Here is a 12,755-nt window from a genome sequence, read left to right on the forward strand (position 1 = left end):
CGGCGACTCTGCGGTGAAAATTACCATCATCAAAAGTCGCTGGATGCCCGACAACAGCACTCGGGCATGACAACTTGTAGCCTGCAAGGAGCGCAGCGGATTGCGGGAAAGGCGAACGTTATCGAATACCTCTCCCGGATTTCGCTTCGCTACTACATCCGGGCTACCGCTGAAAACTGATGGCTTGTATCACGCCAACTGATTAACCGGGATGGCACCTGCAGGCATGGGCTGCTCGGTGATCCTGACCACATATTCCATGGCCACTTCATCACAGGCATTTTTCTTCGGGCAGATATCACAATCCTTCATCACTTTTTCCGGCAAACTGGCCATGGCCGTGCGGATAAAGCCGAGCTTGGCAAAAAAGTCCGGTACCCGGGTCAGTACAATCACTCTTTTTAATTCAATATGCCGCGCCTGTTCCAGCAGGTACTGGATCATGGCCCTGCCCTGCCCTTTACCCTGCACATCTACGTCCACACCCACAGAGCGAACCTCCGCCAGGCCGGTCTGATAAATATACAAACAGGCACAGCCTATTACGGCACCTTCCACTTCGGCCACCACAAAATTCTGAATATCATGAATAATATTGTCGCGGCTGCGGGGCAGCGTCTCACCCTTCTCTGACCAATAGCTGACAATACGCAGGATCTGATCCACATCGGTCATTTTGGCCCGGCGCACGGACAGCGCCTCGGCTTTTTGTGCGTTCAGGCGCTGCTGCACCTGCTTAAGCGCCAGTTGGATCTGATCGGTGCCGGTTCCGCCGAGTACATGGGAGCCAAGAATTTCATGTTTGCCCGACTGAATCGACTCAATGGTTTTTTGCACCTGCGAGCGTGAAGTACCGCCCAGCACTTCCCGTTTATCCAGACAGGATTCGATGGAAAGATGCTTGTATACATCTTCCTCGATCCGATCAGAATACTGTTTGAGTTCTGACAGGGAAAAATCTTCCAGCGGCTTACCGGCTTCGATAGCGGCCAGTACCGCCTCTCCCACAATATGGTGGGCCTCACGAAAGGGAATGTCCTTGCTGACCAGATAATCGGCCAGCTCAGTGGCATTGGCATACCCCTGCTGGGCGGCCGCCAGGGTGCGGGTGCTGTTAACCCTGAGCCCCTGCGCCACCATGACCCCCATATCCAGACATTGCTGCCAGGTATCCAGAGCATCAAACAGGCCTTCCTTGTCTTCCTGCATGTCTTTGTTGTAGGCCAGCGGCAGCGCCTTCATGGTCATCATCATTGCTGTCATGGCGCCGTACACCCGCCCTGACTTACCTCGGATCAACTCCAGCGCATCGGGGTTTTTCTTCTGCGGCATCAGTGATGAACCGGAAGTCACTTCGTCACTGAGTTCGATAAAACCCGCTTCGCCGGAATTATAGAAAATCAGATCCTCGGCAAAACGCGACAGGTGCATCATGCTGATGCTGGCTGAAGACAGCAGTTCAATCACATGATCCCGGTCAGACACCGCATCCAGGCTGTTCATGGTGGCCCGACGAAAACCCAGATCCGCAGCCAGTTCCATGCGATTGATAGGATAAGCCGTACCAGCCAGGGCCCCGGAGCCCAGCGGACTGGTATCCGCCCGGTACAGCGCGTCTTTAAGGCGACCGATATCACGGTCAAACATTTCCACATAGGCCAGACACCAATGCCCGAAAGTCACAGGCTGGGCCCTTTGTAAGTGAGTATAGCCAGGCAGCACCGTGGCCCGCTCACGCTGAGACAGGTCCATCAGTGCCTGCTGGAAATTCACCAGCGAGAGCAACAGCTCACCACCTTTTTGTTTGCACCAGAGCTTAAGATCTGTGGCCACCTGATCGTTACGGCTGCGACCAGTATGCAGTTTCTTGCCCAGATCGCCGACCTTGTCGATCAGCTTGCCTTCAACCCAGCTGTGAATATCTTCGGCATCAGACTCCAGTACCACCTGTGGATTGGCCTGTACTTCTTCAATCAGACTACCCAGCGCCTGCTCAAGATCATGCTGTTCGGTAGCCGATAGTACGCCCACCTTGAGCAGCGCCTTGGACCAGGCTACCGAGCCGACAATATCCTGCTCTGCCAGGCGAAAATCCACTGGTAAGGAATCATTAAAGGCCTTGAACTGCGTGCTGGCCTGCTGCTTAAAACGGCCTCCCCACAATGCCATAGCTATTACCCCTGTTGTTGCGACTTGATGGCTTTGATCCGGCTCGACAGGCTGTAGAGACGGATAAATCCTTCGGCATGACGCTGATCATAGACATCATCTGCGCCAAAGGTGGCGAAATCTTCAGAATAGAGTGAATTGGGTGAGCGCCGCTGTACTGCTGTAGCCTGGCCCTTATACAACTTAATCACCACTTCACCGGTAATGTCTTTGGCGAAGGACTGCGCCGCATCCAGAATCGCGTCCTTCAGCGGTGTAAACCAGCGCCCGTCATAGACCAGATGGGAAAACTCCAGTGCTATCTGCTCTCTGAACTTAAGTGAGTCTTTACTTAGCACCAGATGCTCGAGGGCTTTATAGGCTGCCATCATCACATAGCCACCGGGAGTCTCATAACAGCCGCGGGACTTCATGCCCACCAGACGGTTCTCGACAATATCCAGCCGTCCCACACCATGAGCTGCAGCCAGTTGATTCAGTTTCACCAATGCCTGATAAGGGCTCAGCGCATCACCATTAACGGTAATCAGCCTTCCCTGCTCAAAGCCAAGCTGAATGCGCTCGGGCTTGTCCGGCGCCTGCTCCGGGGAAACCGTCATGGTCCAGACCTGTTCAGTTGGCTCGCACCAGGGATCCTCCAGTTCGCCGCCTTCATGGGAAATATGCCAGGCATTGGCATCACGGCTATATATCTTAGTAGCCGAGGCGGTCGTGGCAATATTGCGCTCAGCCAGATAGGCGAGCAGATCTTCACGGGATACCATGTCCCATTCCCGCCAGGGCGCAATAACACGCAAATCCGGCGCCAGTGCCGAGAATGCTCCTTCAAAGCGCACCTGATCATTGCCCTTGCCGGTACAGCCATGGCACAGCGCATCGGCGCCCACTTTACGGGCCACCTCTACCTGAGCTTTGGCAATAATGGGTCTGGCCATAGAAGTACCCAGCAGATACTGGCCCTCGTAAACCGCCCCGGTCATCACTGTGGGGTAAATATACTCGCTGACAAAGGCTTCTTTAAGATCGACGATATGACATTCACTGGCACCAGAGGCCAGGGCTTTTTGTTCCAGCCCCTCAAGCTCCTCGTCCCCTTGCCCGACATCGGCGGCAAAAGCCACCACTTCACAGTCATAGTTTTCCTTCAGCCAGGGAATAATGGCCGAGGTGTCCAGCCCGCCGGAATAGGCCAGAACGACTTTTTTTACAGTTTGATCAGTCATGATGTCTCCTTGGCTGCGGGTTATTGACCCAGCAGGCTGATTAAAATAGCGTTCTGTGCATGCATTCTGTTTTCTGCCTGCAAGAACAAAAGTGAGTAATCGCTATCAATAAGTTCACTGGTAATCTCAAGATCCCGGTGTGCAGGCTGGCAATGCATCACGGCGCTGGCACCGCTTTTTTTAAGCAGCGGCATATTCAGTTGATAGGGCATAAATACCTCCTTGATCTGCTCAAGAGGCGTATCATCTCCCATCGACAACCAGGTGTCGGTATACAGTGCCTTGCAGCCCTCTGCTGCGGCCAGATCATTGCTGATAGTGATGCTGCCACCGCTTTGCGCGGTCCGCTGACGGGCCTTATCTACCATTTCCTTATCGGGTTCATAACCCGCCGGTGTCACAATGCGCACGTCGGCACCGAGTATTGCGCCTACCAGCATCAATGAATTACTGACATTGTTGCCATCACCGATATAACAAAGAGGCAAGCCCTTCAGCTCGCCAAAATGTTCCTTTAAGCTCAGATAATCCGCCAGTGCCTGACAAGGGTGATAGAGATCGCACAGCGCGTTGACCACCGGCACTCTGGCGGCAGTGGCCAGATCTTCAAGGGTCTTGTGGCTGTATACCCTGGCGATGATGGCATCGGCCCAGCAAGCCAGATTGGCTCCCATATCCAGGGTATCTTCCCGTCCGGCCAGTTTGCCTGCCTGACTGTCCAGATACACCATATGCCCGCCAAGTCGGTTAATACCGATATCAAAGCTGACCCGGGTGCGCAGCGAGGGCTTTTCAAATAATGCCACCAGACTCTTACCGGCCAGAACCTGCTGAAACTCTGCCGGTGTGGTTTTTACCTTCAGCGCCAGCTCCAGCAGGGCGTTAAGCTCGGGCTGCGACCAATCGGCGAAGGTGAGTAAATCCTGTTTCATTGGTGCTCCTGATTCAGTTTTGTTTCGTCCATGGATTGCAATTCGGGTGGACAGATGCGGGTTCCGGCAGAATCGCCGGATAACATCTGCAACAGGCTCTGCGGCTGCTTCCAGCTGGCGATGGTGACCGGCATGCCGATACTGGTAGCAGCACTGAGCGCCGCCTTAACTTTCACCAGCATGCCATCACGGATCACCTTCTGCTCAACCAGCGCATCAATCTGTTGTGCATTAAGCTGTGCCAACAGACTCTGTTGTTTATCCAGTACCCCGGCCACATCAGACAGCATCACCAGTTCGCCTTTAAGCAACTGCGCAATAGCCGTCGCGGCCTGATCGGCGTTGACGTTAAGTAATTGTCCACCGTCGCTGCAGCCGATGGAGCTGATCAGCGGCAAATAGCCTTCGTCTAACAGCACCTTAAGCAGCTTACCATCGGCAGGCTCTACTTCGCCCACAGCACCATACTTGGCCTGCATCTGGGTGCAGCGCACCAGGTGTGCATCGGCCAACGACAGACCCACGGGTTCCAGCCCACAAGCTCTGGCCTGAGCCACCAGCTGAGTATTCGCAGTTCCCGCCAGTGCGCCCACCACATAAGGCATATGCACATCGGTGGTGACCCTCAAACCATCAATCTTGGTGGATTTAAGATTCAGCGCCTGCATCCACTGTTCGACGATGGGGCCGCCACCATGCACCAATACCAGCTGACGGGTCTTGATCAGTTCCTGTATCACCGCGAACAGGCCTCGGGCGGCGTCTTTATCACCTATAAATGCACCGCCGACTTTAATCACTAAAGGTTGCATACTCACTCCTGTACTAATGCCGTTTGCGGTTGAAAATTAAAGCGCAGATTGGCGCATTGCAGTGCCTGAGCTGCGGCACCCTTGAGCAGGTTATCGATGGCACTGGCCACCACCAGATAGCCGGAATCAGGATCCAGCTTCCAGAACAGATCGCAGTAACAGCTTCCCGCCACCTCGTCGATCTTCGGCCAGCTCTGTCTCAGCCTGACCAGAGGATTATTGCCATAAGCCTGCTGGTATGCCTTATCGACTTGCTCAGTATCGGTGCCGGGCGCCACTTTCACCGTGATAGTGGCAAGAATGCCGCGTTTGAAATTGCCAAGATGGGGGGTAAAGATCACCGGCGCACCCAGCTCAGCGCTGATTTCCGGCTGATGCCGGTGTCCCAGCACGCCATAGGGCTGCAGGCTCACTTCACAAAAACTGCTGTTCAGTGTCGCCTTACGACCGGCACCACTGACCCCGGACACCGCGTTGATCACAGGCCAGTGCTGTGAATCAAGCAATCCGGCTTGTTGCAACGGCTTAAGGGCGGTCAGTGATGCAGTGGGATAGCAGCCGGGAACGGCAATCAGACTGGCGGTTGAAATCGCCTGCTGATGCCAGTCAGCCAGGCCATACACGGCGTTATCGAGCAGGGCTGAATGCTGATGGCCAAAGCCATAATACTGCTCGAATACCTGCTTATCTTTGAGTCTGAAGGCGCCGGAAAGATCGAAAATCACCGCCCGACCAGCAGTTAATTGCGGCATCCAGTCATGGCTGGCCTGATGGGGCGTGGCCAGAAAAACAGCATCATAATTATCGGCCAGAGTGCCAAGGGCATCTTCTGCAAGCGGCTGCAGGACTAGCTCCACCTCACCCTGCAATCGCCCGTACAGCTCACTCAGCTTCTTGCCGGCGTCCTGGCTTTGCGCCGAAACAAACAAATCACAGAGCGAGAACTGCGGATGTTGGGCCAGTAATCTGGCTAACTCAGCGCCGGTATAACCACTGGCACCAATAATAGCGGTCTTAATCATAGTGTTAATGCAACTTTTTAAGGATTAAATAAAGGATAGATAGAAAAATGCGGCTCCGAAAAGGAGCCGCCAAAGGCTGCTAGTGCTAAAGCCAACTATCGCCGTCGGGTTACAACCCGACCTACAATCGTCGTCTGAGCCGGGAGAAGCAGGGGTTGGTTAATTTCTGTTGCATTGACCTGATAGATTCATCTACTGTTTGCCTGAGTGGTATAGTGCCAGCTTAAATATATTTATGCAATATTTCTGCATAAATATATTTAGTGTTCTGCCCTGAGCCAGACTTCAGTTATCATGTGTATCACCGCACAATCTCAAGGTGTTCGTTTCAGAGCCTAACCAACATAATCGGAAGTCAAAGATGAAAATGCCCGCTTTTATAGAGTCTTACAGCAGGATTATCGCTGCGCCGAGCATCAGCGCCTTTGATCCGGCAATGGATCAGAGTAACCGCCAGATTATTGATCTGCTTGGCAACTGGCTGGGCGATCTTAGTTTTAACATAAGTATTCAGGCTGTGCCCGGCACCAGAAATAAGTTCAATATGCTCGCCCGCCTCGGAACAGGGGCTGGCGGATTATTGCTGGCCGGTCACTCCGATACTGTGCCCTTTGATGAAGGGCGCTGGCAGAGTGATCCCTTTACACTGAAGGAAAAAGATAACCGGCTTTATGGTCTGGGCACCTGCGATATGAAAGGTTTCTTTGCCTTTATTCTCGAAGCTCTGAAAACACTGCCACTGAACAAACTGCAAAAACCCCTGTATATCCTCGCCACAGCGGACGAAGAAACCTCCATGGCCGGGGCCCGTTTCTTCGCACAGCAGCAGCTGATCAAACCGGAAATGGCCATTATCGGTGAACCCACCGAGCTTAAGCCCATCTACAAGCACAAGGGCCATATGGCCCACACACTGTCTGTACAGGGCCAGGCAGGTCATTCCAGTGATCCGGACAAGGGCGTCAATGCCATAGAAATTATGGTTCAGGCCATTGGCGAATTGCTTAAACTTAAACAGACACTGGTCAGCCAGTACCGGGACGAGGATTTTTCAGTTCCTCAGACCACCATGAACCTGGGCCATATTCATGGTGGCGACGGTGAAAACCGCATCTGCGGCCATTGTCATCTGAATTTTGATCTGCGCGCGGTACCGGATCTGTCCGACGAAGAAGCCATTGCCCGTATCGACGCGGTCTTGCAGCCCTTAAAGCAGGCCTATCCAAACCGCATTAGCCGCCAGGCCATGTACGACACGGTACCGGCCTTTGGCAGCCGTCAGCAAACTGCACTGCTGGAGCTGGCACAGCAGTTCACCGGCTTTAACCCCACCAGCGCCAACTACTGTACCGAAGCCCCGTTTATCAGCGAACTGGGTTGCGATACGCTGGTGTTAGGCCCGGGCAGCATTGATCAGGCCCATCAGCCGGATGAGTATATTGCGCTGGACTATGTAGAGCCGACCGTCAGTTTGTTGCGTAATCTGATTACCAAAGTCTGTTTAAATCAGTAAGCTTAGAAAAAACACAAGGAGCGGCATTGAAAGTGAAACCCAACGCTCAGATAGAAGCGGTAATTTTTGATATGGACGGGCTGTTGATTGATTCAGAGCCACTGTGGCGGATGGCAGAGCAGCAGGTCTTTGCCTCTGTGGATATTCAGCTAAATGAACAAATGTGCCTGCAGACCACAGGCCTGAGCACCGAAGAAGTGGTACGCTACTGGTACCAGGCCTTTGATATAACACGGGATGATGTTGGTGTTATTGCCCGTCAGTTAGAAGACAGAATGGTAAAGTTGATCCGCGAAGAGGGTGAGCCTCTGCCTGGTGTGTACCCGCTGCTGGAACGTTGCCGGGAACTGGATCTGAAACTGGCTGTCGCTTCCGGCTCTGCTGACCGGCTGATAGAAGCCGTCATGGAGCGACTGGCGTTGTATCCATATTTTGATTTCCATCATTCAGCAGAACATGAAGCGGCCGGTAAGCCGGATCCGGCGGTGTACCTGAGCACCCTGAAAAGACTGGGTCTTAAGGCCAACCAGTGTATCGCTTTTGAAGATTCAGTGCGCGGCGTGCAGGCGGCAAAGAAAGCCGGGATCTATACTATCGCCGTACCGGAATCAGGCATGCCCAAAGGGCCGGATTTTGCCATTGCCGATGGCATCATCGACAGTCTGGAGCAGGCCTTAATGCTGCCGCAGTTTGCACTGACCGATGACGCTCCCGATAACCCACAACTGGAACACTAACTCATGCAGAAAAACCTGGCGCTGGTCGCCCATGATCATAAAAAACCGGATTTGATACGCTGGGCTCAGGCTCACAAAGAGATTCTGGCGAAACACCATCTGGTAGCCACAGGTACTACCGGCGGATTGCTGGCCGATGCACTGGCGTTGCCGGTATTTCGATATAAGAGTGGCCCGCTGGGAGGTGACCAGCAAATCGGCGCACTGATCGCGGAAGGCAAGCTCGATGCGCTGTTTTTCTTCTGGGACCCCTTAAACCCGGCACCTCATGATCCCGATGTCAAAGCACTGTTACGTTTATGCTCGGTGTGGAATGTTCCGGTGGCCTGTAATGAGAGTTCCGCCGATCTGATTATCAGCTCGCCACGCTTTGAAGATCCTGGTTATCAACGGGCAATACCAGAGTACTGATGAACTTTTATCTGAGCGAAGAAAGCGAACTTGAGCAACGCTATGACAGCCTGATTCAGGGGTTCTGGCACAACCAGGTAAGTACCGGCAGCTTTGCCGGCGTGGACAATATCAACATTGCCTATGCCTGTGCATTGCATCCTCAGGCTCGCGGTAGCGTGGTGATCAGCAGTGGCAGAATAGAGGGCTACCTGAAATATAAAGAGATCATTTTTGAGCTTTACCAGAATCATTATTCGGTGTTTATTCTGGATCATCGTGGCCAGGGTCTGTCCGGGCGGATGACCCCTCAGGTTCATCAGGGCTATGTTGCCGATTTTTCTGATTATGTCACCGATCTGAAAACCTTTTATGATCAGGTCGTGATGCCGCAGAGCAGTCACAAGCCGCTGTTACTTGGCCATTCAATGGGCGGTGCCATAGGCACGTTATATCTGAACCGCTACCCACAAGATTTTGACAAAGCCGTGTTTACCGCCCCCATGTATGGCATCAGACTGCCGCTGCCAAAATGGCTGGTAAAAGCGCTTCTGAGCGCCGGCCTTACGCTGAATCAATGGGTTGGCAAAAGGCCCTGGTATTTCTTCGGGCAGACCGATTACCTGGCTATTCCCTTTGCCATCAACCCACTGACTCACAGCAAGGTCCGCTATCGCATCTTTCGTCAGGAGTATGAGACTCACCCTGCCATGAAACTCGGCGGCGTGACCTATAACTGGCTGCGGGCGGCCATCAGAGCCACTGAACAGCTTGAACAACAGGTCAGCGAGGTACAAACCCCGATCCTGGTGCTGCAGGCGGGAGGGGATCAGATCATCGACAACGAAGCGCAGGATCACCTCTGTGCCATGATGCCCCGATGTCAGTTAAAACCGGTATCCGGCGCCAGACACGAATTGCTGATGGAGGCAGACAGGTATCGCCAGCCATCCATGCAGGCTATTCTGGCGTTTTTTGAGCCACAGAAACAGGATCCTGATGAATAAGCACTTCCGCTTCAGGAATTTCACGGTTTACCGCTTCCTCGACTTTAACCGTAATATCATGGGCATCCACCAGCTTCAGATTGTCATCCAGCTCAAGATGAAACTGGATGAAAATATTACGCCCTGACTGACGGGTACGGATATCATGCACGCCGTGCACCATGGGATTAGACATCGCCGCCGCTTCGATGGTCTCGGTGTATTCCTGAGGTAATTCTTTGTCCATCAGTGCTGCGGCCGACTCCATAGCAATGGTTCTGGCGCCCCACATCAGATACAGGGCAATGCCAATGGCAAACCAGCCATCCATTGACAAAAAGCCCTGAGTAGTCAGCCACAGCGCCAGCAGTACCGCCAGATTCATCAGCAGATCGGACTGATAATGTAACGAGTCCGCCTTGATGGCCACCGAGTTAGTGCGCCGGATGGCCATGCGCTGCACCGCCACCAGAACCAGTGTCATCAACACGCTGAACAATGTGGCATACACGGCGAGTATGGGCTGATTCAGAGGGCCGGGATCTTTAAGCCTGTCAACGCTGTGGAAAATCAGCAGCATAGCCGAACCGAATATAAAGGCCGACTGGGCCAGACCGGCCAGTGACTCGGCTTTCCCATGACCAAATTTATGATCGTCATCGGCGGGCATCAGGGCATAGCGGATCACAAAAAAGTTGATCACAGAAGCGACCACATCAAATACCGAATCGGTCAGAGACGCCAGCATCGAAGCTGAATTGGTCACATACCAGGCCCATATTTTCACCACAATCATGGAAAACGCCGCCACCAGTGCGAAGGTGCTGGCCAGTTTGACCCAAAATGCGTAGCTGTCCTTCATTCCATCCATTTCCACTGTCTTGTCTCTGTCTGCCTTTCAGTATACCTGTACAATAGGCACAATATCACTGCACATCATGACTGAGACTATGCTGGACATTATCCTGTATCAACCGGAAATCCCGCCCAATACCGGTAATATTATCCGCCTTTGCGCCAATACCGGCTTTCGCCTGCACCTTATCGGCCCGCTGGGCTTCAGCTGGGAGGACAAAAAGCTGCGGCGGGCCGGTCTCGACTACCACGAGTTTGCTGCAATTGGCCAGTATCATAACCTTCAGGAGTGTCTGCAGCAGGTTAGCCCGGAGCGCCTGTTCGCCTGCACCACGAAGGGTAAAAGTTATTACACTGACGTGGCATTTAAAGCCGGTGATGCACTGCTGTTCGGGCCGGAAACCCGCGGGCTGCCTGCAGAAATCATCGAATCCCTGCCTCCGCAACAGCGCCTGCGCATTCCTATGCGACCAGACAGTCGCAGCATGAACCTGTCAAATGCGGTATCGGTGATGGTGTTTGAAGCCTGGCGGCAGATGGGCTTTGAAGGCGCGGTGTAATACCGATCCGCCCCGACTACTCGAATTTCTTTTCTCTTCCCAACAGTGCCAGAGCCGCTTCTCTGGGCGGCTTATTCTGGTAAAGCACCTGATAAATCTGCTCGGTAATGGGCATCTCCACACCCTGGCGCTGCGCCAGAAGATAGACTTCCTTGGTGTTGCGATACCCCTCCACGACCTGACCGATGCTTTGCATAGCGTCATCCACAGACATACCGTGGCCGAGCGCAAGACCGAAGCGCCGGTTGCGGGACTGATCGTCAGTGCAGGTCAGAACCAGGTCGCCCAGGCCTGCCATACCCATAAAAGTCGCGGGCTGGGCGCCAAGGGCCACACCAAGACGGGTTAATTCTGCCAGCCCACGGGTGATCAGAGCCGTTCTGGCGTTGGCGCCAAAGCCGATACCATCAGCCAGGCCTGCGCCTATGGCAATCACGTTTTTTACCGCACCGCCAAGCTGGATGCCGATAAAATCTGTGTTCTTGTACACCCGCAGGGATTTACCACAGTGCAACATGTCGGCAATATCTTCGACGAATTCATCGTCAAGAGATGACAGAGATATCGCCGTTGGCAAACCGGCAGCCATTTCTTTGGCAAAGGTAGGGCCGGACAGTACTGCCAGGGAAATATTGTCACCGAGAATACGCCGGGCCACTTCCTGCAGCAGGCTTCCTGTTTCAGGTTCCAGCCCTTTGGTGGCCCACACGACCCTGTGCTCCTCATTGAGCATCGGCTTAATCTGCTCCAGCATGCCAGCGAAAGCATGACTGGGTACCACCACCAGAATATTACGGCTGGCGGCGATGGCTTTGTTCAGATCGGATTCGACTTGCAGCGTTTCAGGAAAAGGCGCATCCGGCAGATAGCGCTGATTACAACGTTGCTGTTGCATCTGTTCCATCTGCTCTTTGTCACGCCCCCAGAGTACGGTGGGTATAGCGTTTCTGGCGAAACAAAAGGCCAGAGCGGTACCATAAGATCCCGCCCCCAATACCGTTAAACCGGCTTTAGTAGTCATCAGGCCTGTGAACTTGGAGCCGCTTCTTGCTGCTGGCCCTGCACTTCCTGAGCACGCTTTTGCATATAAGCGGTAAAAATGGCATCAAAGTTTACCGGTGCCAGATTCAGTTGCGGGAAAGTACCGCGGTTAACCAGATTAGACACACATTCACGGGCATAAGGGAACAGCGTTGCAGGGCAGAATGAGCCCATGATGTGGGCTTTTTGCTGATCTGTCATCTCACCGATGGTGAAAATACCAGCCTGTTGCACTTCTACCAGAAACGCAGTTTCTTCACCGGCTTTAGCCGTCACAGTAACAGACAACACCACTTCATAGCTGTTGTCGTCGAGCTTGGTGCTGCGGGTATCCAGGTCCATTTTAACTTCCGGCTTCCACTCTTTCTGGAAAATCGCCGGGCTGTTAGGAGATTCAAAAGACATGTCTTTTACGTAAATACGCTGGATTGCAAACTGTCCCTGAGCATTTGCCTGGCCATTTGCGCCTTCTGCGCCATTTGCTTTAATTTCGTCTGTCATGGTAATTCCTGTAA

General features: G+C 53.3%; 13 protein-coding genes. 5 read left to right on the forward strand and 8 right to left on the reverse strand.

Annotated features, from left to right (window positions below; genetic code table 11):
* Positions 1-189 precede the first annotated feature (189 nt).
* From argH to argC, 5 genes are read right to left on the reverse strand one after another with little or no spacing between them, the layout of a single operon-like run.
* Positions 190-2,169 carry an argininosuccinate lyase gene (gene argH, locus AT746_RS17995; protein WP_062483277.1) on the reverse strand — a complete coding sequence of 660 codons (1,980 nt, stop codon included), beginning with the start codon at positions 2,167-2,169 and terminating at the stop codon, positions 190-192.
* 5 nt (positions 2,170-2,174) lie between these two features.
* On the reverse strand, positions 2,175-3,392 hold the full coding sequence (locus AT746_RS18000) for an argininosuccinate synthase (RefSeq protein WP_062483279.1): 1,218 nt from the start codon (positions 3,390-3,392) through the stop codon (positions 2,175-2,177).
* Between the two features lie 20 nt (positions 3,393-3,412).
* A complete protein-coding gene (locus AT746_RS18005) occupies positions 3,413-4,324 on the reverse strand; it encodes an ornithine carbamoyltransferase (RefSeq protein WP_062483281.1) in 912 nt (303 codons plus the stop codon).
* Positions 4,321-5,136: an acetylglutamate kinase gene (gene argB, locus AT746_RS18010; RefSeq protein ID WP_062483283.1), complete on the reverse strand. Its 816-nt coding sequence runs from the start codon at positions 5,134-5,136 to the stop codon at positions 4,321-4,323. Before argB ends, AT746_RS18005 begins: the two co-directional genes overlap by 4 nt.
* Before the next feature lie 2 nt (positions 5,137-5,138).
* Positions 5,139-6,158, reverse strand: a complete 1,020-nt coding sequence (gene argC / locus AT746_RS18015) for an N-acetyl-gamma-glutamyl-phosphate reductase (protein WP_062483285.1) — start codon at positions 6,156-6,158, stop codon at positions 5,139-5,141.
* Between the two features lie 361 nt (positions 6,159-6,519).
* On the opposite strand from argC, the gene argE reads away from it, so the two are divergent.
* From argE to AT746_RS18035, 4 genes are read left to right on the forward strand one after another with little or no spacing between them, the layout of a single operon-like run.
* A complete protein-coding gene (gene argE, locus AT746_RS18020) occupies positions 6,520-7,671 on the forward strand; it encodes an acetylornithine deacetylase (RefSeq protein ID WP_062483287.1) in 1,152 nt (383 codons plus the stop codon).
* A 32-nt stretch (positions 7,672-7,703) separates the two neighbouring features.
* Complete coding sequence (gene hxpB / locus AT746_RS18025; RefSeq protein WP_231731093.1) at positions 7,704-8,408, forward strand: hexitol phosphatase HxpB; 705 nt, start codon at positions 7,704-7,706, stop codon at positions 8,406-8,408.
* A gap of 3 nt (positions 8,409-8,411) precedes the next feature.
* Positions 8,412-8,819, forward strand: coding sequence for a methylglyoxal synthase (locus tag AT746_RS18030; protein WP_062483291.1), 408 nt, complete (start codon positions 8,412-8,414; stop codon positions 8,817-8,819).
* Positions 8,819-9,805, forward strand: coding sequence for an alpha/beta fold hydrolase (locus tag AT746_RS18035; protein WP_062483293.1), 987 nt, complete (start codon positions 8,819-8,821; stop codon positions 9,803-9,805). Before AT746_RS18030 ends, AT746_RS18035 begins: the two co-directional genes overlap by 1 nt.
* On the opposite strand, the gene AT746_RS18040 is transcribed toward AT746_RS18035, so the two are convergent.
* A complete protein-coding gene (locus AT746_RS18040) occupies positions 9,759-10,655 on the reverse strand; it encodes a cation diffusion facilitator family transporter (protein ID WP_335338202.1) in 897 nt (298 codons plus the stop codon). The two genes, AT746_RS18035 and AT746_RS18040, sit on opposite strands and share 47 nt — an antisense overlap.
* A gap of 79 nt (positions 10,656-10,734) precedes the next feature.
* Here AT746_RS18040 and trmL point away from each other — a divergent pair, with 79 nt between their 5' ends.
* A complete protein-coding gene (trmL, locus tag AT746_RS18045) occupies positions 10,735-11,199 on the forward strand; it encodes a tRNA (uridine(34)/cytosine(34)/5-carboxymethylaminomethyluridine(34)-2'-O)-methyltransferase TrmL (RefSeq protein WP_062483296.1) in 465 nt (154 codons plus the stop codon).
* Between the two features lie 16 nt (positions 11,200-11,215).
* Here the strand turns inward: trmL and gpsA are convergent, their stop codons facing one another.
* Both gpsA and secB read right to left on the reverse strand, forming a co-directional pair.
* Positions 11,216-12,223 carry an NAD(P)H-dependent glycerol-3-phosphate dehydrogenase gene (gpsA, locus tag AT746_RS18050; RefSeq protein ID WP_420480319.1) on the reverse strand — a complete coding sequence of 336 codons (1,008 nt, stop codon included), beginning with the start codon at positions 12,221-12,223 and terminating at the stop codon, positions 11,216-11,218.
* Positions 12,220-12,741 carry a protein-export chaperone SecB gene (gene secB, locus AT746_RS18055; protein WP_062483300.1) on the reverse strand — a complete coding sequence of 174 codons (522 nt, stop codon included), beginning with the start codon at positions 12,739-12,741 and terminating at the stop codon, positions 12,220-12,222. Before secB ends, gpsA begins: the two co-directional genes overlap by 4 nt.
* Positions 12,742-12,755 lie beyond the last annotated feature (14 nt).

The organism is Lacimicrobium alkaliphilum (assembly GCF_001466725.1).
Taxonomy (GTDB): domain Bacteria; phylum Pseudomonadota; class Gammaproteobacteria; order Enterobacterales; family Alteromonadaceae; genus Lacimicrobium; species Lacimicrobium alkaliphilum_B.